Annotated in this window: 26 protein-coding genes; 8 read left to right on the forward strand and 18 right to left on the reverse strand. The window is 50.0% G+C overall.

The features are described from left to right. Nucleotides 1-36 precede the first annotated feature (36 nt). Complete coding sequence (locus X965_RS13000) at nt 37-363, reverse strand: AzlD domain-containing protein (RefSeq protein ID WP_004237413.1); 327 nt, start codon at nt 361-363, stop codon at nt 37-39. Next, nucleotides 363-1,025, reverse strand: a complete 663-nt coding sequence (locus X965_RS13005) for an AzlC family ABC transporter permease (protein WP_004237414.1) — start codon at nt 1,023-1,025, stop codon at nt 363-365. Before X965_RS13005 ends, X965_RS13000 begins: the two co-directional genes overlap by 1 nt. Before the next feature lie 106 nt (nt 1,026-1,131). Between X965_RS13005 and X965_RS13010 the strand changes: the two genes are divergently transcribed. From X965_RS13010 to X965_RS13020, 3 genes are all read left to right on the forward strand, one after another. Beyond that, a complete protein-coding gene (locus X965_RS13010; RefSeq protein ID WP_015422664.1) occupies nt 1,132-1,689 on the forward strand; it encodes a helix-turn-helix domain-containing protein in 558 nt (185 codons plus the stop codon). A 143-nt stretch (nt 1,690-1,832) separates the two neighbouring features. Continuing rightward, nucleotides 1,833-2,405, forward strand: a complete 573-nt coding sequence (locus X965_RS13015) for an HdeD family acid-resistance protein (protein ID WP_004237416.1) — start codon at nt 1,833-1,835, stop codon at nt 2,403-2,405. 197 nt (nt 2,406-2,602) lie between these two features. After that, nucleotides 2,603-3,886: a mechanosensitive ion channel family protein gene (locus tag X965_RS13020; protein WP_036418347.1), complete on the forward strand. Its 1,284-nt coding sequence runs from the start codon at nt 2,603-2,605 to the stop codon at nt 3,884-3,886. Here X965_RS13020 and X965_RS13025 read toward each other — a convergent pair. Then, nucleotides 3,863-4,399 (reverse strand): DUF924 family protein, encoded by a 537-nt coding sequence (locus X965_RS13025; protein ID WP_036418350.1) that lies wholly within the window; start codon nt 4,397-4,399, stop codon nt 3,863-3,865. The two genes, X965_RS13020 and X965_RS13025, sit on opposite strands and share 24 nt — an antisense overlap. Nucleotides 4,400-4,527: 128 nt before the next feature. On the opposite strand from X965_RS13025, the gene yddG reads away from it, so the two are divergent. Next, the gene (yddG, locus tag X965_RS13030; RefSeq protein ID WP_036418352.1) at nt 4,528-5,421 is read left to right on the forward strand and encodes an aromatic amino acid DMT transporter YddG; all 894 of its coding nucleotides are present in this window, start codon (nt 4,528-4,530) and stop codon (nt 5,419-5,421) included. 81 nt (nt 5,422-5,502) lie between these two features. Then, nucleotides 5,503-6,627, forward strand: coding sequence for a glycosyltransferase family 9 protein (locus X965_RS13035; protein ID WP_036418355.1), 1,125 nt, complete (start codon nt 5,503-5,505; stop codon nt 6,625-6,627). A gap of 276 nt (nt 6,628-6,903) precedes the next feature. Here X965_RS13035 and X965_RS13040 read toward each other — a convergent pair whose 3' ends face one another. Further along, nucleotides 6,904-7,182 carry a DUF6694 family lipoprotein gene (locus X965_RS13040; RefSeq protein ID WP_004237422.1) on the reverse strand — a complete coding sequence of 93 codons (279 nt, stop codon included), beginning with the start codon at nt 7,180-7,182 and terminating at the stop codon, nt 6,904-6,906. 212 nt (nt 7,183-7,394) lie between these two features. Here X965_RS13040 and X965_RS13045 point away from each other — a divergent pair, with 212 nt between their 5' ends. The 3 genes from X965_RS13045 to osmB all read left to right on the forward strand — a co-directional run bounded on the left by X965_RS13045 (nt 7,395) and on the right by osmB (nt 9,079). Further along, nucleotides 7,395-8,294, forward strand: coding sequence for a helix-turn-helix domain-containing protein (locus tag X965_RS13045; protein WP_004237424.1), 900 nt, complete (start codon nt 7,395-7,397; stop codon nt 8,292-8,294). A 227-nt stretch (nt 8,295-8,521) separates the two neighbouring features. Then, a complete protein-coding gene (locus X965_RS13050) occupies nt 8,522-8,749 on the forward strand; it encodes a hypothetical protein (RefSeq protein ID WP_036418357.1) in 228 nt (75 codons plus the stop codon). 111 nt (nt 8,750-8,860) lie between these two features. Next, a complete protein-coding gene (gene osmB, locus X965_RS13055) occupies nt 8,861-9,079 on the forward strand; it encodes an osmotically-inducible lipoprotein OsmB (protein WP_004237426.1) in 219 nt (72 codons plus the stop codon). Nucleotides 9,080-9,108: 29 nt separating this feature from the next. Here the strand turns inward: osmB and X965_RS13060 are convergent, their stop codons facing one another. The 14 genes from X965_RS13060 to X965_RS13125 all read right to left on the reverse strand — a co-directional run bounded on the left by X965_RS13060 (nt 9,109) and on the right by X965_RS13125 (nt 20,186). Next, complete coding sequence (locus X965_RS13060; protein ID WP_004237427.1) at nt 9,109-9,705, reverse strand: DUF1287 domain-containing protein; 597 nt, start codon at nt 9,703-9,705, stop codon at nt 9,109-9,111. 15 nt (nt 9,706-9,720) lie between these two features. After that, nucleotides 9,721-9,978, reverse strand: a complete 258-nt coding sequence (locus X965_RS19765; protein WP_225310084.1) for a hypothetical protein — start codon at nt 9,976-9,978, stop codon at nt 9,721-9,723. A gap of 454 nt (nt 9,979-10,432) precedes the next feature. Then, entirely contained in the window at nt 10,433-10,702 is a 270-nt protein-coding gene (locus X965_RS13070) for a hypothetical protein (RefSeq protein ID WP_004237430.1), read from the reverse strand. A gap of 469 nt (nt 10,703-11,171) precedes the next feature. Further along, on the reverse strand, nt 11,172-11,798 hold the full coding sequence (locus tag X965_RS13075; RefSeq protein WP_004237433.1) for a tail fiber assembly protein: 627 nt from the start codon (nt 11,796-11,798) through the stop codon (nt 11,172-11,174). 1 nt (nt 11,799) lies between these two features. Further along, nucleotides 11,800-13,146: a phage tail protein gene (locus X965_RS19770; protein ID WP_004237434.1), complete on the reverse strand. Its 1,347-nt coding sequence runs from the start codon at nt 13,144-13,146 to the stop codon at nt 11,800-11,802. A gap of 5 nt (nt 13,147-13,151) precedes the next feature. Beyond that, nucleotides 13,152-13,814 (reverse strand): DUF2612 domain-containing protein, encoded by a 663-nt coding sequence (locus X965_RS13085; protein ID WP_004239637.1) that lies wholly within the window; start codon nt 13,812-13,814, stop codon nt 13,152-13,154. Continuing rightward, complete coding sequence (locus tag X965_RS13090; RefSeq protein ID WP_036418360.1) at nt 13,811-14,998, reverse strand: baseplate J/gp47 family protein; 1,188 nt, start codon at nt 14,996-14,998, stop codon at nt 13,811-13,813. Before X965_RS13090 ends, X965_RS13085 begins: the two co-directional genes overlap by 4 nt. Beyond that, nucleotides 14,991-15,335, reverse strand: coding sequence for a hypothetical protein (locus X965_RS13095; RefSeq protein WP_036418361.1), 345 nt, complete (start codon nt 15,333-15,335; stop codon nt 14,991-14,993). Before X965_RS13095 ends, X965_RS13090 begins: the two co-directional genes overlap by 8 nt. Next, nucleotides 15,332-16,024 carry a Gp138 family membrane-puncturing spike protein gene (locus X965_RS13100; RefSeq protein ID WP_036418364.1) on the reverse strand — a complete coding sequence of 231 codons (693 nt, stop codon included), beginning with the start codon at nt 16,022-16,024 and terminating at the stop codon, nt 15,332-15,334. The genes X965_RS13095 and X965_RS13100 overlap by 4 nt, the downstream gene beginning before the upstream one ends. A gap of 16 nt (nt 16,025-16,040) precedes the next feature. Continuing rightward, nucleotides 16,041-16,856, reverse strand: a complete 816-nt coding sequence (locus X965_RS13105; RefSeq protein WP_004237444.1) for a hypothetical protein — start codon at nt 16,854-16,856, stop codon at nt 16,041-16,043. Then, nucleotides 16,849-17,142 carry a hypothetical protein gene (locus X965_RS13110; RefSeq protein WP_036418366.1) on the reverse strand — a complete coding sequence of 98 codons (294 nt, stop codon included), beginning with the start codon at nt 17,140-17,142 and terminating at the stop codon, nt 16,849-16,851. The genes X965_RS13105 and X965_RS13110 overlap by 8 nt, the downstream gene beginning before the upstream one ends. Next, a complete protein-coding gene (locus tag X965_RS13115; RefSeq protein WP_036418368.1) occupies nt 17,139-17,678 on the reverse strand; it encodes a phage baseplate protein in 540 nt (179 codons plus the stop codon). Before X965_RS13115 ends, X965_RS13110 begins: the two co-directional genes overlap by 4 nt. Continuing rightward, nucleotides 17,675-19,645 (reverse strand): hypothetical protein, encoded by a 1,971-nt coding sequence (locus X965_RS13120; protein WP_036418369.1) that lies wholly within the window; start codon nt 19,643-19,645, stop codon nt 17,675-17,677. Before X965_RS13120 ends, X965_RS13115 begins: the two co-directional genes overlap by 4 nt. A gap of 82 nt (nt 19,646-19,727) precedes the next feature. Beyond that, nucleotides 19,728-20,186 (reverse strand): hypothetical protein, encoded by a 459-nt coding sequence (locus X965_RS13125; protein WP_036418370.1) that lies wholly within the window; start codon nt 20,184-20,186, stop codon nt 19,728-19,730. Nucleotides 20,187-20,189 lie beyond the last annotated feature (3 nt).

Genomic DNA, 20,189 nt, shown 5'->3' on the forward strand with positions numbered 1-20,189 from the left:
ATCATCCGCGCAGTGATGCTGCGCGGGTCTCTCTGTTTACCACAGCGACAGCAGATAACGCAGCAGTGCGGTCACAATCGCAGCGGCCAGCACAATCACCAGAAACGGCTTTTTATACCACGTCAGTATTCCCGCAACCGCCACTCCGGCCATTTTCGGCCAGTCTGATAATTCCTGTCCGCTGAAAATCGTCATCGTTACCGCCACAGCAAACAGAATGACAATCGCCCCCGTGGAAAGCAGATTTTTAACGTGTGACGACACCGAGAAACGCCCGCTGAGCAGCGCCCCGGACGCCCGCATGGCATACGTACCGACCGCCAGCAGCGCGATCCCCGTCAGAATGGATAATGTATCCGGCATTACGCTCTCCTCAGGCTGACCACCAGCCCCAGCAGTGATAACAGCACCGGGATCCCCGGCGGTAAAAATGGCGTTGCCGCCAGGGCAATCACCGCTCCCAGCAGAGCAGCGCGGCGTGTTTTCGCCTCACGCAGTGCAGGCAGACACAATGCCAGGATAATCGCCGGGAACATGGCATCCAGCCCCAGCGCTTTGGTATCCACAATAAAGGTACCGAGAAACTCACCGATAATCGTCCCCAGCGGCCAGCACAGAAAAATTCCCAGCCCGCACAGCCAGAATGCGGCTTTCTGTTTGTCCTTCTGTTTTTCCGCCAGACCGAACACCACACTCTCATCATTAAGAATATGGAAGCCCAACAGTTTTTTCGGGCCTTTACCGGCAAGGTCGTGCACCGCAAGGCTGAACGGCACATGACGGGCATTCACCAGCAACCCGGCCAGCGCCGCAGACACCGGACTGCCGCCGGCCGCCACAACGCCGATAAACAGAAACTCTGACGCCCCTGCCAGCACAACCAGGGACAGTGTCAGCGGTACCCAGAGCGGAAAACCGTTGGCATGCGCCAGCGCCCCGTAGGAAACGCCGACAATTAAATCCGCCACACAAACCAGCAAAATATTGCGGATCATGGCATTATCGAGTGGAATAGCGAGTTTCATTGCGATAGACTTATAAATTGAACGATACGTTCATTATGTCGAACGCTTTGAATTACGCAAGTGTTAATTCCGGGTTATTTCCGTTAACCAGCAGAGAGTGTATTTTATGGATTCACCTATCACCCCGCCCCTGCAGATCATGGCTGTCAGGCTGACCGAAGAGCGTCAGCGCCAGGGACGTTCCATCGCTGATGTCGCGCGCAGTGCCGGTATTGCAAAATCCACACTGTCACAGCTGGAATCGGCACAGGGAAACCCGGGAATCGAAACACTGTGGTCGCTCTGTGTGGCACTGAATATCCCGTTTGCCAGTCTGTTTGAAACCCCGAAAAGCCGGGTAACCGTTTTGCGGCGCGGGGAAGGTATTCAGGTCAGTGCCGAGAATGCGTATTACCACGCTTTTCTGCTCTCTTCCGCTTCTGCGGTTAACCGCCGTGACCTGTACACCATCACCGCGCAGCCCGGCAAAGACCGCGTGTCTGAGCCGCATATGGCACAGGTTACCGAACATATCCTGCTGATGACCGGCAGTGCTGTTGTCGGTACCCTTGATGAGCCCGCCACACTTTTGCCCGGCGACTATATTTCCTACCCCGGCGATGTCCCGCATATTTTTAAGGCGCTGGAGCCCGATACCACGGCAGTCATGATTATTGAGCACTGATTTTACGCATTTGGTATTCACAAATACTTACTTATCGCAAATAATGTAAAGTGAAGTTTATCATTTCGGGTATATTCCGCATCCGGTATCAGGCTGCCCTGCATGCTCTGATGCCGCTGTAACGGGCTTACTAAGGAAAAACCATGCTTGATTTTAATCGTCAGAATTTAACTCATATGACAGCCGACGCCCTGAAGAAACAACGGGGCTACCTGTGGATCATCGCCATTCTCCTGCTGGCCGGTGGTGTGGCCTGTCTGATGAACCCGCTGATATCCGGTGTGACTCTCAGCTATATTATCGGGGGGCTTCTCCTGATAAACGGGATCTCCATGTTATTTGTGACACTCAGCAGCCGGCTCTACAGCGGCGGCAGTAAGCTGTTTTCCGTTCTGGTTGCGGTCGCCTATCTCCTTCTGGGTTATGTGTTCCTGACCGAACCGCTCACCGGGATGCTCAGCCTCGCTATTCTGCTCGCCATTCTGTTTATTGCCGGCGGGATCCTGCGTCTGGGTTCTGGTCTGCGTCAGATGTCTCAGGCGCGCGGCTGGCTGAACATTATCATCGGCCTGCTCGATCTGTTTATCGCTTACCTGCTGGTCGGTAACGGCCCGATTGTGTCTGTCACCCTGATTGCGACTCTGGTCGGTATTGAACTGCTGTTCAGCTCTTTTGGTCTGATCGCCGTCGCTTCTGCCCTGAAAAAGAATAATTAACCGCATCCGGTGGCGCGGGCAAATAATTTGCCGCGCCACATCCCCTTTTTTCTGTTTTTTCCGCTTTTCCCGCATCTTTACATACCCTTTCAGTACCCGTGCCTGAAAAATGGTACAGTATTCAATGTGATCCCATTTTTAACATTTTGCTGCTCACTAAGGAGTCTGTAAAAACCACGTCACAGGAGACATTTTTTATGGAGCAACAACTGCGGTTATGGCTGCAACAACAATTTGAACTCAGTAATGACTACGCCTCATGGGCGGCCATTACCGGGGTTATTGTCCTGATTCTGGCTATCGCTGTTATTCTGCATCTTACCCTGCACAAAGGCCTGCTGCCGTATATTGAACGCCGTACCGGCGGCGCTCAGCGCCCGTGGGGAGCATTAATTACCCGCACCCGGCTGTTTAACCGGTTTGCCTTTCTGATTCAGGGGATAGTATTTAATATCCAGGCACTGATCTGGCTGGGACGCGGGTCTGCCGCACAGGAGATCCTCACGACCGGCGCACAGGTCTGGTGCCTGTTGTTCGGCATGCTGCTGCTGTTTTCCGTGATGGACATTCTTCAGAACCTATCCCGCCATACCCCGTCTCTGAGCCGCCTTCCGCTGCGCGGCGTGATGCAGAGCCTGAAACTGATTATCGCGGTGCTCTTCAGTATCCTGATTATTTCGCTGCTGATAGGAAAATCCCCGCTGATTTTACTGAGCGGACTCGGTGCCATGACCGCGGTGCTGATGCTGGTCTTTAAAGACCCGATCATGGGACTGGTAGCCGGTATTCAGTTATCGGTCAATGATATGCTTAATGTCGGGGACTGGCTGGAGATGCCGAAATACGGCGCGGACGGTGCCGTGACGGATATCGGGCTGACCACGGTCAAAGTGCAGAACTGGGATAATACCATCACCACCATCCCGACTTACGCCCTGATTTCCGATTCCTTCAAAAACTGGCAGGGAATGACGGCATCCGGCGGACGGCGCATCAAACGCAGCATGAACCTGGATACCACCAGCATCCGTTTTCTGACTGATGAAGAGATCAGCCGGCTGCGGCAATCAAACCTGATAGCCGGGTATATCGATGCCAAATTACAGGAAATCGCAGAATACAATGCGCAGGAACCCGGAGATACCCTGCTCAACCAGCGGCGGCTGACCAATATCGGGACATTCCGTGCGTATGCGGAGGCATACATCAAAGCCAGTCCGCATATTCACAAGAAGATGACGACCATGGTGCGCCAGCTGGCACCGACACCGGACGGGCTGCCGGTGGAAATCTACGCCTTCACCAATGTGACGGCGTGGATAAGCTATGAGCAAATCCAGTCCGATATTTTTGATCACCTGTTTGCGATCCTGCCGCAATTCTGGCTGCGGGTGCATCAGACACCAACGGGCTTTGATATGCGAGGTATTGCCGCGCATTTCGCCCGTGAGTGTGAATCAGAACGCCGAGCCGGGCTGTAACAGGAACTCCGCCTCTTCCGGGGTGGAGTTCCGCCCCAGAATCTCATTGCGGTGCGGGTAGCGGCCGAAGCGGTCAATGATCGCTTTGTGCCGCCGCTCAAAATCCTCCGTGCTCTCATCAAGCCCTTTAAACAACAGTTCCGCCTGCTGATGGATCAGTGCGGATTCTGAATGCATATACGGCATCAGCACAAACTTGCGCTGAACCGGGGGCAGTTGCAGATAATCCGGTGTTTTCACTGCTTCCTGTGCCAGCACCAGCGCCATCGGGTCCTGTGCAAATGACCGCGCGTCACCGCGCCAGAGGTTACGGGAAAACTGATCCAGCACGAGGATCTCCGCCAGACGTCCGCCGATGTGTGCCCGCCAGCTGGAACATTCTCCGGCAGCTGCCTGCTCCCATACCTTAAGAAAACGGCGGCGGATCAGGTCATCAAACTGTGTGTCTTTCTTAAACCATTGTTCCGGTGTGGCTTCATTAAACCAAAAATCCAGAATCTGTTGTGCTTCCATCGTCAGGCTCCTTATCAGTCCGGCCATGAGGATCTCTCCCTTTGCCCGGCGGTCATATCACGGTATGCTGGGAAATCATTATTAGTTTAACGCATATATTGTCAATTATTTATCACAGGCCGATATTCATGGGAAAACTGTCCGCACACACCGCCACATTTTACGGCGTTCTGGCCATTCTGTTCTGGAGTACTATTGTCGGATTAATCAAACGGGTCAGTGAGGATTTCGGGCCTGCTTTCGGTGCGGCGCTGATATACACCCTGGGCTCAGTGATGTTACTGCTGGTGACCGGATTTCCGGCCATCCGCCGCTGGCCGCGCCGCTATCTTATCTGGGGCACGCTGTTGTTCGTCAGTTATGAGATCTGCTTTATTCTGGCGCTCGGTTTTTCTCAGAACCGTCAGCAGGCGATTGAACTGGGTATGGTGAATTACCTGTGGCCTTCCCTGACTGTCGGACTGGCTGTACTCATGGGCGGGCAGCGTCTGCGCCTGCCGCTGATAGCCGGTCTGGTGCTGGCGGTGCTCGGTATCAGCCGGGTGATTGGCGGAGAGAACGGATTATCCCTCAGTTCTGTCGCCGCCAATGTCGCACTTAATCCGCTGAGTTACGGCCTGGCGTTTGCCGGTGCGGTGATCTGGGCCTTCTACAGTAATTTATCACGCAGGCTGGCGGACGGTAATAACGGCATTACCCTGTTTTTTATCATCACCGCCCTGATGCTGTGGGTGGTGACAGCCTTTGACGGCATCACACTGCCCGCTGAATTTTCCGTGTCGACCGTTGGTTTTCTGGTTGCCGCCGCTGCACTGTCCTGTGCCGCAAATGCACTCTGGACCATTGCGGTACTGCGCGGTAATGTTGCCCTGATAGGTACACTCTCTTATTTTACCCCGGTACTTTCCACCGCGTTTTCCGCATTATTACTCAGTACTGCTCTCTCCTTTGCATTCTGGCAGGGGGTACTGATGGTCACCGGTGGTTCCTTATTATGCTGGCTCGCCACCCGCCGGAAATAACATGAAAATGAACCGGCGGATTTCCGGCGGAATATGCTAAATTAGCGCCATGCTATTATTGGTCGCTTTTCAGGAAATACGATGTCCAAAAAACTTAAACATAAACTGGTTAATTTATTCTTACAGCTTTATACGCGCCGCCGTGATTTTTCGCACTCCGTCGCTGCCTTTAAACAGCTGGAGACTATCGACTTCCGGAATATTGTTATTTATTCGACAACGGCACTCGGGGATTTTCTGATGAATACCCCGGCGATTCATGAAGTCAGAAAACGTTTTCCTGATGCCAGAATTACCGTTGTTTCCGGCAATAAAATGGCACCTTATATCCGCACCGGTATCGGTAAGGACTGGGACGATGTGGTGTGCTGGAACAGCAAAGTCAATACCGTACTGAAACTGGTCAGGGATTTAAAAGCGCACGGAACACCGGATCTGGTTCTGATTATGCACTCACATAACCCGTATGATTATCTGAGCGCAGTCATGACCGGGGCACCGTTTGTTTTCCGCTGTAATCATCCGACAAACCCGTATATGGAGCGCTGGCTGACAAACTCGACCCGCTTTGCACACCGCCATTCAGTACAGGTCCGCCTTGATCTGATCACTCCGCTCGGCTGCCGGTTTACCGAAAAAAGTGTTGAGATGCGGGTACCGTGTGAGGTCACAAAAGTACCGTCACCGGTAAGACGGGTTGGTTTTCAGATGGGCGCTTCCAGTGAGGAACGACGCTGGCCGGTTGAGAATTTTGTCACACTCGCACGCACTCTGCTTACCCGGTACCGTGACCTGAATATTGTTCTGGTCGGCGCGCCGAATGAAATTCGCCTGTCCGATGAATTTCTCAGTTTACTTGAGCCGGAATTTCACAACCGGATTGAGCCTCTGATCGGTAAAACCACCGTCGAAGAATTAACACAAATCGTAAATAACCTTGATCTTCTGGTCACAAATGACACCGGAACCATGCATCTGGCATTTGCGTTAAAAGTCCCCAGTGTCAGCATGCATGTCAGCACCTGCCCGCAATTCACCGGCCCTTATCAGGACTATGAATTACATGAAATTATTTCCGGGTTTGCCTCAAAATTACTACTGGAAGAGGGAGAGCATGAAATGGCCTCAATTTCTGCGGATACAGTAATTGAAGCAACCGTTAAATCATTATCTGCGCGGGGAATATTGCCGGTATCAGAGGAATAACGCTGCGGAATAATCCTGAGTAAAAGCACGGTCTCACACCCGGCCGTAAAATACAGTAGACTGACAGAAAAAGGAGGATCTATGTCAGAGAATATGCAGAAGCCGAAAATGACACAGGAAGAAGAGGACGAAATTGAGTCCCTGACAAAAAGCCTTGTCATGCGGGATAAGATGAAACTGCCGGGAACGTCTTAAATTCCACCGCGATGCAGCCAGAAACCGTTAACCGTAAAACTAAGCCTGCCGGCAGCAGATAAACCGGCAGGCTGAAAAGGGTTATTTTGCCATTTCAATAATTTCTTTTGCTGTTTTACCCTGTAATTTTTCTTTCAGCAATGCCATCATTTTTTCTTCATCGCCACCGCTGGCAAAAGCCACCTGGAAGCTGATTTTAGTAATAGCGCCTTTCAGCTCACGGGATTGCTCCGGGCTCAGATCTTTTTCCATTTTTGCAATGGATTCCTGTGCTGCCTGCTGAGAAGACATATCCAGTGTTGCATCACCACAAGCGGTAAGAGCAAAAGAGAGCGCGATAACTGCCAGTAATTTTTTCATTTTCCACCTCGTTAATAATATCTGCGGTATTTTACATTGCCGGACAGATAAAACCATGTTTATTACAGGCAGAATTAACCGTTTATTTATACAGTTATAACCATGTTTGCCCGCCCTGTGAAAACGGGAAATTTATTTGTTATTGTAAATCAGCTGTTTTTCAATACCGGTGCCGATATAATACCTCCGTCTGAGAAATACACGGAAAAGCTATGTTTAACGAATGCGTTGTTGATGAAATTTTAAACTGGATAGAAAATAATCTTGAGTCTGATCTTTCATTAGAAGCCGTTGCCGGGAAAGCCGGATATTCCAAATGGCATTTTCAGCGTATTTTCAAACAACAGACCGGCTATACCCTGGCAAATTATGTCCGTGCACGGCGTTTATCCTGTGCGGCCATCGCCCTGCGCCTGCTACCGCTCAACCTGATGCATTTATCCATGAAGTACCGCTTTGATTCACAACAGACATTCTGCCGTGCCTTCAAACAACATTTTGGTATTACCCCGTCAGGATACCGTAAAAAAAGCGGCTGGCAGCCGGGAGGCTTTGTACTGCCGAAACGTTATGCCGGAAAACTGCACTCCTCGGTTGAGATGACGACATTGCCGGAAAAAGTGCTGACCGGGACTTCGAATGTGTATCAGGCGGCATCGGATACCTGGAATATGAACCTGCCAAAGCTGCGCAAATATTACTGGCAGCCTTTTTTACAGCGGCTGACCGCTTTACCGGAGGCGGTTTATGCCATACACGGTGTCAGTAAATCTGCCGGGGACACTTTCTCAATGTATTATGCCACCCTGGCCGAAGCACACTGCCTGAAAAATACGATGCCGCAGGATATTGTTTATACGCCCGGACATGCCCATTACTTAAAAATTATTTTTACCGGTGATTTTTCAGATATTGATTTTCAGGATATTACTTATGATATCTATAATAATATTCTGCCGGAACTGAATATAATCCGCCATCCGGAGCATCCGGATACGGAAGAGTACATATTTCAGGAAAACATCACTGAATTAAACCCGGAAAACCCGAAACTGGCAGTCCGGGTGATTAATTATTACATCCCTGTTATGACTGATGCAGCAGGCTGGTGATCATTATCGGCCGGGACTATGCTGTTGCGGCCATTTTGTTCTGATCCCTGCTGTGCAATAACTCCCTGCATATATTCCAATCGTAGTTTATCTTATCTGCCCGTATATTATTCTGATAGTTGTCTTAAAATAACAAAATCAGGAATTGACTGTTATTTATTCTCTGTTTTTTACACATGAACCGGTTACTATGAAAAGGAGTATCTTCTGATTTGCGGAGGTAACCGATGTCATCATATGCAGAACATATCACCACGGTGCACATTCAGTGCGATGCGGAAGAAGCGCTGCTGCCGACACATCCTTTCGCTGCTGTTTCTGTCGCGGATGCCGCTATTGAGGATGAAGCCGAAGTCACGGCGCATAATGGCCGGATTGAACATCTCAGTAATGCCATCAACTCCACTTACGGTATTTTATATTGCCATCTGTCGTTTAAGCCATTAGCGGTATAGCTGATATCAGGTAATGTACCGGGATTGTTACGTATTTCCCGATTATTCTGATACAGACGATTCCCGAACAGGTCTATGTTGTAACACGCCTATTGTTCAGGAGTTTATGAGATGAAAATGAATATTAAGAGAGTAAGCACAGTGACTTTATCCGCAGTCCTGCTGATTGCTGTAGCCGGTTGTTCAAATATGTCGAAACGTGACCGGAATACTGCTATCGGAGCCGGTGTCGGTGCTGTTGGTGGTGCAATCCTGACCGACGGCAGCGCACTCGGAACCGTCGGCGGTGCGGCAATCGGCGGCCTTATCGGACACCAGGTGAAAAAATAATTTCCGGAGCCGGCATACCGCCGGCTCTTTCATTCTTTCCCGGCTTTATACCGGTAATGCCCGGTGATTTTCCAGCTGAACAGCACATCCTCACTGACCTGTCCGCCGCCGATATTATGCATGACCAGCGGATTTCCGCTGAACAGCGCAGTTTTACCGATCACAATACCGATATGCGGACGACCATTATCCAGCTGCCAGGTCACAATGTCACCAGCCACATAATCCGCCGCGTTTTGTGTGATCGGTTTGGTTTCTCCTTTCCGGCTGAAAAAAACCATCAGATTGGGCACTCTGCGGTGATCAATATTTGTATCCGGCCGTGTCTGTCCCCACAATTTACGGCCCGGGTAGAGAGAAAACGCCGTTTTGATATCTTCATGCACCTCTTTTTGCAGATCGATACCTATTTTCCGGTAACTGCGGATCACCACATCCGAACATACCCCTTTCCGAGGTGAAACATCCCCGCCGGGATAGGCGATTTTTTCATAGGACGGATCATACAACACCAGCCGGTCAAGCTGCTGAGCCGCCTGATTCAGCGTTCCCGCACCGTAACCGGCGGGTATTATGGCGACAGACAACAAAGCAGCACATATTCCGGCAATATAATGACGCATCATTTCCTCCGTAACCGCTCAGAAAATCCCGTCCCTGCCCCAGATGTAACGTAATACCCCGGCAGCATCCCGCGGACTGAGCTGTAATATATTCTGATACAGCGCTGATTTTATTTCACAGGCCAGTATGGCATCCTTTTCCAGGGTTTCGGCTTCCTCTTCATCAAGCAAATCACCATAGGTATGGCGCAGCCGGAGAAAGATACCGGTATATAATGCGTCAGTTTCTGCCTGAGATAAACCCGGCATTGTTTCTTTTGCGGGTAAAAATGTCATGACAGCTCCGTTATCCGGCTCTGCCGGGTAAATGAAGCTGAAACAAAGCAACCCAGAGGGATCTTTATCCATCGCGCTGTTAAACAATGCCTGCCGGTTTTCTGCATATTGCAGTATCATTTCATCCGGCGTTTGCTGCAGCAGTACTTTTCGATCGTCTGTATTACTCATATAAATCATACGGTAAAAATTCCGCAGTTTAATACCGGATAAAAGAGAATTCCGTCCTGATATATTGCTGTGCATTGTTTCTGCCGCAACCGCTTTTGGTGACAGAAAAAAAATAAGAAGAAAAAACAGAAAGAAGGCAGAAAAATACACTGTAATACGTAAACGGGGCATTACAGTAAACAGCAGAAAAACCCCCGGCACCGGAGCAGAATGTCCGGATAAAATGCCGGGCAGCATCTGCGCTGTCATATCAGCAGGTTACCCGGCTCATTCCAGTACCAGCTTATCCGGCCCGTTCAGCCCAGACATTATATTCTCTGACCAGCGCCATGACTTCATTATTGGAATCTTTCATTTCCCGCATATGCGCCTGAAGCTTTTTCAAATCACCGGGAAATTCCCGCTGAATTTCCTGTGTTTTTATCCGCAGGCGCTGCATTTCTTTATTTCGCCTTTCCAGCGCCGCCATCAGCATATCTCTGATTTGATTACACTGCGCAATAGCTTCAAAATCGAATTCTGAATACGCCCGCATATCGTCGTTGTCAGTCATAAAAGCATTACCTTATCTGCAATATACTGAACACCGATTATAGCGTTTTACTGCCGTGATTGTCCCCGTACCTTGCGGCCGGTAAAAATATTACCGTCTCTTTATCCGGCAGAATATTTTCACCGGCAGTCAGATTCACTGGTTACGCATGAGGTGATTAAATTGCCATGGTTCACCGTCTAATCTCTTCATGGATATGATCCCGTATTTACTTAATAATGAAAAGATGCATTTTCAAAGTATCAGTGCTCCGAAAATAGTTATCATTTATTTCAATGTATTCAGAAAAGCCGGATCCTCCTTTTATCCATAGGATTCTTACATGGTATTAATACTAACAGCATTAAATATAAAATTAAAAAATGTTATAAGGCTACTCTCATGTATAGGACACATAAAAGTCTAATCATTCTACTTAATTACTCTTTTCATTAAGAAGCGGCAGATTAAACCGCCGCTTCTGATATTATCAATCCACCGAATCCGGAAAAACAGGCCATGTTGTAGCGATACCTGCTGATGTATCAGTATCAGTGACTTCTATACTAAAAATTTCCCATTTTGTCAGCTTAACCTGATCTTCAGCAGTTGCCATCCCCAGGCGTATTTTTCTCTCAAGCATAACAATCATCTGTTCTGCTTCAGACAGCAAGGATTGTTTTCGACTATTCGCTATGGTGATTTCATGTTTTAATTTTTCGGACTCATCTGTGACCCACTCCTCACCATTCCATTTATCAAAAGGTGTCAGTGGTTCACGTAATGTCAGATTTTCTGGTAAAGTACCAAACATACTTATTTGAATTTTTTCTTTCGTAATTTTGTCATAACCAGTTTTACCTCTGTGATCTTCAGTATGCACCCAATGTTTACCATCTTCACTGCGAACAACTGCAAATCCGGGAGCAGGTATTACTGGTTTATCCAAATAAACATCGGCTTTTAAACTAAATCCTAACGGAACTTCATCCTGGCTTTTGCCGGTATATTCTCTTGTAAGGGGATGACAACAATAAACCTCCGCCCATCCGGGAGTGATTGCCAGGCCATTCTTGTCAAATTTTGCGTACTGAATTTTTGTATTGTATTCTGCCATTTTAAATAACCCTTGTAATATAAATAACCGCTTTATTTACCGGTCTGAATTCATGAGCTGTCCTTACTTGCCGGGAAGCATCAAAAGAGTACGAAATTGAGTTTGCATTGGCACCAGCAGCACGTCCGCCTTTATTTACTGAATGCCGGAATACTCCTTCTGAGAAATCACCGCCTTCAATTGTCGGGTTACCAAAATTCCCGGTTAAATTTTGCATTGCATCATTTTGAAAACTCCCGAGTTTTCGTCCGGAATCATATCCTCTCCCATTGTCTAATGCGCGTTTAAAAAGTCCTCTGTCATCAGGGAGTTTCAGATCCGGAAAAACTTTGGCAAGCATTGGGTATAAAGATGCATTAAACTCGCGACCATCATTTATTAAAAACCCGTCAGGAATGGCTACTGCTGACTGCCATTCAATAGTGGCGCCAATAGGAATACCGACAATCTTATCCTCATTTACTGCCCCATTATTATTTAAATATCTAACTGTCAGCCCTGCTTTATGGTCAATATATAGCTGCGCTGTATCAGACCCTCCGCTTCCTGATGATATTGAAAACCCTTTGATATATTTAACACTCACTCCGCCTGAAAAAACCCCATTGAAACCGCGTTCCGGCATTGTTGTAATATCACTAAAAACATAATAATTCCCCGCCGGTTGGTAGTTTCCCTTCGGCTGAAATTTTTCACTCAAACCGAGATTATTGATAAATTCGCTTTTATCCGGTATATCCGCACCATTTTTATCTTTAGCTAGTTTTCCGTTACTCTCTGTTTTAGTTGCATAATCACCAACCGGTTGTTTACCTGCCAACCCGTTAATCAATTCAGATTTAGTGGCATAATTACCTTTCGGTTGGAAATTAGTATCAGATTCCGCTTTGGAATAACTGTAACCTTCCGGCAGATAATTACCCGCAGGCTGGAATTTCTGATCAGACTCACCTTTGCTGTAAGCGCCCACCTCTCCGGCGGTCAAATCTGCTTTCAGTTCTGCCCATGCCGTTCCGGCAACCGGTTCGGTGGTGTTATTTTCAATTTTTGACTGCCAGGTTTTATTTTTGTGGTACACAATACTGCGGACAGCATACGGTTTACCGGCCTCCTGCCAGACCGGAACCCCGAAGGACTGCATTTCGCCGACTGCTTCCGTGATATCGTGAAACAGGCTGTTCATCTTCTCACGTTCGATATCTTTGGCAGCCGGATCTGTGGCCTGGTCCCGCTCGTAGTCATACCCGTAACCCTGGGTATAGGAAACCGCGCCGTCGGCCCGGACTTCATCAGGAATAGCAGCGCGGTCCCCTTGTGTTGCAAAGGGGACTTTAAATAATTTAGTCATACGTTTTATGCTCCGAAGTTACTGCTCAGGAAGTTTTTCCGGTTTTCACCATGACCAAAGGCTTTTTTGGTCACAATCCGGTATTTGACGCCGACACCGGACGGGCGCGGCATAAGATCGAAGTTCTCCAGCAGAACGCGCAGGCGTTCATCCGGATTAAAATTAAACACGTAATACAGATAGGTCATATCCAGCGGATCGAGCACAAATACCCTGCTGTCTTTATTGCCGAAAAACCGTTCAAGGAATTCATTAATATTGCTGACAGTCGGGCTTTGCGTCAGATTGAAATAACGCATACGGATAATCAGCCGTTTTTGTTCCTGTGTCAGTGACAGTGTGTAATCACTGTTACGCCGGAAATTCGCCCTGAAATTAGCCTTTTTATTACCAAAACCGGTACCGATTTTTGTTTTATCATGCGGCGGAATATCCACCCCGAGCGGCACATCCAGGATCCGCGCCCAGATACCGAGGCCAAAATCAGTGGCGGTATCGATATTAAACACATCGTTGTACCAGTTCTGCCAGAAGCTGACGGTCGCCCGCTCAAACCAGTCCGATTTATGGCGGGCCAGCGCTTTCAGGTTTTCCGCCTCTTCGTACTGCCATAACAGTGCCCGCAGCAGATCTGAATGAAATGAAAACGACTGGATGGAGTCTGTCATACAAACACCACCTGAACCGCACTGCGGTTAATTTTGGCAACTTCCGTCAGTTTTACCGGATAAATATCCGGTGACCAGTGTGTGCCGTCTGCGGATAATTCAATACGGTTGATAAACAACCGCGGCTCAGCGGCATTAATACCGGCAGAAATCTCAAACGGTGAAACTTCCCGCCCGACCACCAGCCCGCCATCCCCCCCGGTATCGCCGTTTGCCCAGGCTTCCACAGCCGCCGGGATAAGCGTTTGTGCATCCAGGGCGGTTTTTTTGACTGTCACACGACAAAACAGCACCACTTCTTTTGCGCGATCGAATTTTACCGTGTAAACCTGCCCGCTGACCGGCTCCGTCACCTCAACCTCCTCACTGCCGTTATAGGCGGCACCGATGGTTTTGGTCCGCAGCAGTGCGGCAGCAATTTCCTGACTCTCCCCGGCCTCGACGCAGACATACACACTGTGCGGTACAAGCGTGATACCGTCCGCTGCCATCGGGGTATTGGTATAATTTTCCCGGTATACCAGAGAGCGGACACCCTCCAGCTCATACAATGCAGAGGTCATGGCCTCACCGACACTGACCGTATTTTTTGCCAGCGTCAGTTTACGGCGGCGGCGGGACTGTAAGTCGGACTCCGCAATCCGGCCGGTAACCGCACCGGCTGGGTTAGTCACCGTTTCCCACCCGAGAACAGAGCTGGCCACCGTCATCAGCTGCCCGGCCGGACACTCCACGGGACCGGTTTCAACTGCACGCATATCGCCGCTGACAGTCCCGTTTTTACCGATAATCAGCGATTTTGTGGTAAAAAATGCGTCACCGGCCAGTGTTTCCGCCAGTGATCCTTTCGGAATGATGGTACCCGGCACACCGCCGAACTGTACCTGCGTCAGAATCGAGCGGGTGGCATCCCGGCGCTCCCCTCCCATCAGGGCCCAGATAGCATCCAGAAACACGCCTCCGGCAAGATCCGGGTTTATCTGATTTGCCAGTTCCGCATTATTACGCACAATGGCATCACGATTCTCTGTTTCCATCGTGATCAGCACCCCCTGCGGGGTTTCCGGCGAAACATCCAGATCCTGACCAAACACCGCCTTAAACTCATTTTCAACGGCTGTGCGCTGCTCAGCAGTATCCGGGATAATCACGCCGGATGAGGTAATATAGTTATATTCAGCCATTTAACCTGATACTCCCGTATTCAGTTTGTAAAACAGCGGTATAGCTCAGATTGTTATCCTTCAGCGTGGCCGTGAATGAAATCACTTCTGTGACCTGCGGGATCTCTCCTATCCGTTCACGGAATGCGGTTTCAAACACCGGCAGATCCGCCTGCCGTCCGAACGTGGTTTTCCGGTACGGAATGCCCTTGTCCTGCTTATGCAGCATTTCGCCGCGCAGTGCTTTGATATACTGAGCACAGCTGTTTTTTACTGCCTGTTCATCGCGGGCGATGGCGAGATTACCGTCTCCCCCGGTGAACAGATCATTATTTTCACTGACATCAAATGTCATCATAGCGGTTCTCCTGAATCCTCATGTCCGCGCTGAATACCGCTGTGTTTGTGGGTTGAACCGATGTCTTTGCCGTTATGTTTCAGGGTGCCGCCCGCCGCATTACTGTCACCATTCACAGCGTGATTACCGTTAATGGTCACATTCCCGGCATAAATGGTTTCCGGTGCATTAACCTCAAACAACGGCGTATCCAATACGGCTTTGTCCCCGTGCAGCGATAAACACACAGCACCATCCGCAGACTGCACCACCAGGGCATCCGTATTTTTGCCGTCGATTACCCAGCCTTTGAGTGTATCGGGAAAAAACATGGCATCACTGAATGTGTGCAGACGTGCGGTATTGGGTTCGTCTTCCAGTCCGCCGCGCTGGAAAACAAGGCTGATATCCCGGTCATTGGCTTTCAGCCAGCCGAAATCCCCCGGTTTTACCGGCATGCGGATAAAAAAACCGCCGCCGCCGAAACGAAACACCGGAATATTAGCCAGCGCACCGCGCCCGACTTTCTTTCCGGCGGTCGTCACCATCATCACCAGCGGTTTCACCACAGCCCGGTTACTGGTGTCGTCATAACTGACCACCGTGGCCGGCAGCATGTCGTCAATATTCATCAGCAGACTGCGGAACGCAGCCGCAAACTGCCCGGCCAGACTACCGTCACTGGCCATATCACTATTAGGTTTATTCATGGTTTTGCCCGTGTCGTCAGGCCCGTTTGCAGGTTGCCGTATAAAAAAAGGCATCCTCATGTGAGGCGATATCGAATTTCAGCTGCTCGATGATGTAATCCCCGTTCAGCGAAGGGTTGAATTTGCTGTTCAGCCGCAGCATACCGCCGAGGCAGGATTCACCGTCGATCAGATATGACACTTCAAGCCCTTTCTCCGTCGCTTTCGGGATCCCGATCATGCCGGTTTTCTGACTCAGAATACGCAGTTTGCCGGACAGCGCTTTATCCCTGTCTTTCACATACAGCACATCGTCATCAATAAAGGCTTTCACATTCCCGGCGTCCTGCAGCCGCTCAATCTGCTTCAGCGCGGGACCGCAAAAATACCAGTTAGCGACATTTTTATCGGTCGCCTGGAAATCCAGTGAAACGTGGCAGTCTTTTGCGATTTTTGCAGCGATCTCACTCATTTTTGACATCGCCTGCCCCCCGGAAGTCACAATATCGCGGGTGCCGGCATTGCCGGTTTTGGCTTTCAGCGTCAGTGTCACATCCGGCGGTGACGCGATTTCCGCGCTGACAATATCGCCGGTAAAGATGCGGAATACACCGGTACTGCGCCGCCCGGCCTCCAGAATAATCCGGTGCGGTGTTTTGCTCTCCGTAAAGGGGCTGGTTTCCGTCAGCAGCATGTTGCGGGTTTGTGTATTCAGGCCATCAATGCTGAATGAACAGTCATTCTGTAACGGATTGGCGTATTTCGTGCCCGAAGCATGCATGCGCATGCCCTCATACCATTGCAGACGGCCGTTAACCTCGATGGCACAGCGGATCCTGCGTAAGTCAATCATCATCCCCCCGCCAGACCAGTGTCTGTGTTTTTCCGAACTGTTCCCACCAGGGCAATTCATCCCCGCCGGTCAGTAACGTAAAATTGCCGCCTGACGTAAGATAGCGGTACGGGATCAGAGGCTGCTCCGGCAGCATCCGCATTCCCTGCACGACAATCTCATCATCGCAGCGGATATCACAGCACATCACTCCGTGCGCAATTTTGATTGTCAGTTCCCATTCCTGTTCACTCAGCGTGACCCGCAGGCGCTGATTCGGCACGGTATTCAGTGGTATAATTTTCATTTGCCCCCCGGTTTACCGGCAGCCCCGCCGGCAAGTTTTACGGCAACAGAACTTTTTTTCGCTGGTGGCGGTGCCGCCGTCTGAGCCTGCACTTTGCCGCTGTTCACTGTGCTGCTCTGCTTTTTCTTCACCACCTTGCGCGGCGGTAGTTCGCCGTATTCCGGTTCAATCACCCGCCACTCGGTAAAGGTCAGCGAGAGGCTGAGACCATCAGCCATTTCCGGATTTTCATCATGGGTAAAAGAGGTGATCAGCATCGGCCCGTAGGCTCTCACCCTGGTCTGAATACACACCAGCTTGTGACAGTCATACGCCTGCTGCATTGCCTTAAACTCATCTTCTGTTTCGCCGGTGAGCATTAAATCCATACTGATAGTCACCGCATTAACCACGACATGATCGCTGCGGGTTTCACCGGATTCCACCTGAAACGATGTGGCTTTATGGGTATCAGAGACTGTCAGTTTTACCGGGCTTGCTGAATCAAACAGCGTGGCAAATGAGTTCACATCAAAGATTTTGACTTCTGTTATCATTTCTCCATCCCCGAATTATATTCATGTCCCATATTTTCGATGTGCTGCCGCAGCACCTCAACGATATCCGCCGCAATAGTCTGCGGATCACCGTCTTTGGCAACGATACGGATCTCACCGACAGAGACATTATTTTCATTGCTGACCGCAGACTGATTACTGATCGTTCCGCTGGTCAGGGATGCCATCGGGTTGGCCGCCAGCGTGGTGACATGGCCGGTGATTTGTCCGGCAAGTTTCAGTGTTTCCTCTTCACTGAGAGACGGGGTTTCCGGGATGCTGTACTCCAGTTTGCCCTTCGTGGTCACGGTACGGTTAACGTTCTGTTCAATCTCTGCCGAATCCCCCATACCGACCCAGCCTTTCACTGTACTCCAGCCCTCTTTGACCAGATCCATCCCTTTACTGATCCAGCCGAGGATCTCCTCAATCTGCTCCCACAGCCATGTGAAGATACCAACAACCGCATCTGACACGGTATCAAAGACCGCTTCAAATTCAGCGCCCCAGGCCATCACCCCCTGAATACTGGCAGTCAGCCAGTCAATAAACTCATTGAGTGCCGTGTTCATGGTGTTGTAAGCCGCGACGACAATATCCGCCACAACGCCAATCACCGACATAATGAAGTCAAACAGGACGACAAACGCCTCCCACACCGTGAGAATGACCGCTTTCAGTCCCGGATAGCTGTCGAGTATCCGTCCGATCATCGAGTCGTTACCGTCGATGAAATTCATGATGTCGTCATACACCAGCGCAAAAACCGCCGCCAGCAGAAGGATCCCCGCCACCACCGCCATAACCGGCAGCATGGCGGTCCATGTACTGATCTGTGCCAGTTTCATAGCGTGAACATATTTGCCTGTCACGACGGCGGCCACCGCGATAAAAAAGCCGGTGACAAAATTTTTGTTTTCTTTCGCAAAAACAACGATTTTTTCCAGCCAGTCCAGCCCCTGAGCCAGCGCCGGGATCAGCATACCCATCAGACTGTTTTTCAGGAGACCGGCGGATTGTTCCAGGCTCAGCATGGCATTGTTAAAACTGATGGATTGCTCAATACTCTCGCGGGTGATACCGCCATAGTCTTTCTGTGTTTCCATCATCCGGGATAACTCTTCCCGCCCTTTCATCAGCATCTCAACAGTGCCGTTATCCTCAACACCCAGTCCGCCGAGTGTCTTTTTGGCCTCACTGAATGACATGCCCTGCACTTTATCCGCAGTCTGTAACACCTTTTCCATCAAATCCCCGGCAAAACCGAATGCTTTTGCCATTGCGGATAAATCGGCCTGTGCGGCACTGCGTGTTCCGCCGAGAGCAGCAACCGAGCCGGAAAACGCATCCACATCCTGCGTGGTGATATTGATTTCTCTGCCCAGTTTATCAATGGATTCAATTTCAGCGGCGCGGGCTGTCGCATCACTGATAAGTCCGGTGATTGTCGTTGAAATACCGGCGAAATTAAGGGATTTTTCCGCCAGTGCCGCAACGTTATCAAATGCACTTTGCCAGGCGGCATCCGAATCACGGAGAGCGCTCTGTACTTTTTTCTGGGCACCTGTTTCTGCCGCCGCTGCCGCCTCGCCGGTGCGCCGGGTTTCAGAGATGCTGTTCTGCAGGTCATCATAATTCTGCTTCAGCGCCTTAAATACAGCGTCAGATTCCCCGCCGGTAAACTGTACCAGCGAGGTCACAATGGCACTCAGTTTCGTACTCATTTCACCGGTCTGTTTTGTCACTTCCCCGGCGTTACTCTCAAACTCAATATACTGTCCGCCGCTTACCTGCTCCTGCCACGGCCACATCTCTTTCAGCAGGCTGCCGAACGTCAGCGTGTTTTGCTGCGCCTGTTTTATATCGTCAACGATGTCATCCGTGGAACGCCGGAGATTATCAAGTGCGCCGTTTGTCTGACTGATATCAGATTCAATTAACTGAACAAAGGTTTCCGTCAGAGACATTATCTATCCTTTAAAGCGGCCAGCGCTTCGTTATATCTGTTGGTAATGGCGATTTCCCACAGATCCAGTGCCTCCTCCAGATCTACTGAGGTTTTGAGTTCGCTGAGGGTGGCGAGTTTTTCGCTGATGATGACTGCAAAGAAGCTATCAGCGTTTTTATAACCGACGGGAGTGAACTGCCTGCCCTGCTGAGCAGGGAGGGGAGGAAACCCCGGCTCCCGCCTTTGCCGAAAAAACTGGTGTTGTACTTCAGCATTTCCAGCTCAAGGCGGATCAGCGATTCCCCGTCCGGCACATGGTTATCAATCAGAGCCTGTGTCTTCAGCGGGATCTCTTCACCACTGACCGGCACACACACATAGGCCATCATTTTCAGCATGGCATCTTTACTGACTTCGTAGTCACCGATTTTCGGCGCATTGGACAGCGGATATTTGGCGAGAATTTCCCGCCCGGTAATTGCCGGAAGACGGCTGATAATGAATGTTTTCTCAACACCATCGGCATCTTTTACCGCCACTTCTTTAGGTTTGATCAGCATATT

It is taken from the genome of Morganella sp. EGD-HP17, from assembly GCF_000512315.2.
Lineage (GTDB): Bacteria > Pseudomonadota > Gammaproteobacteria > Enterobacterales > Enterobacteriaceae > Morganella > Morganella morganii.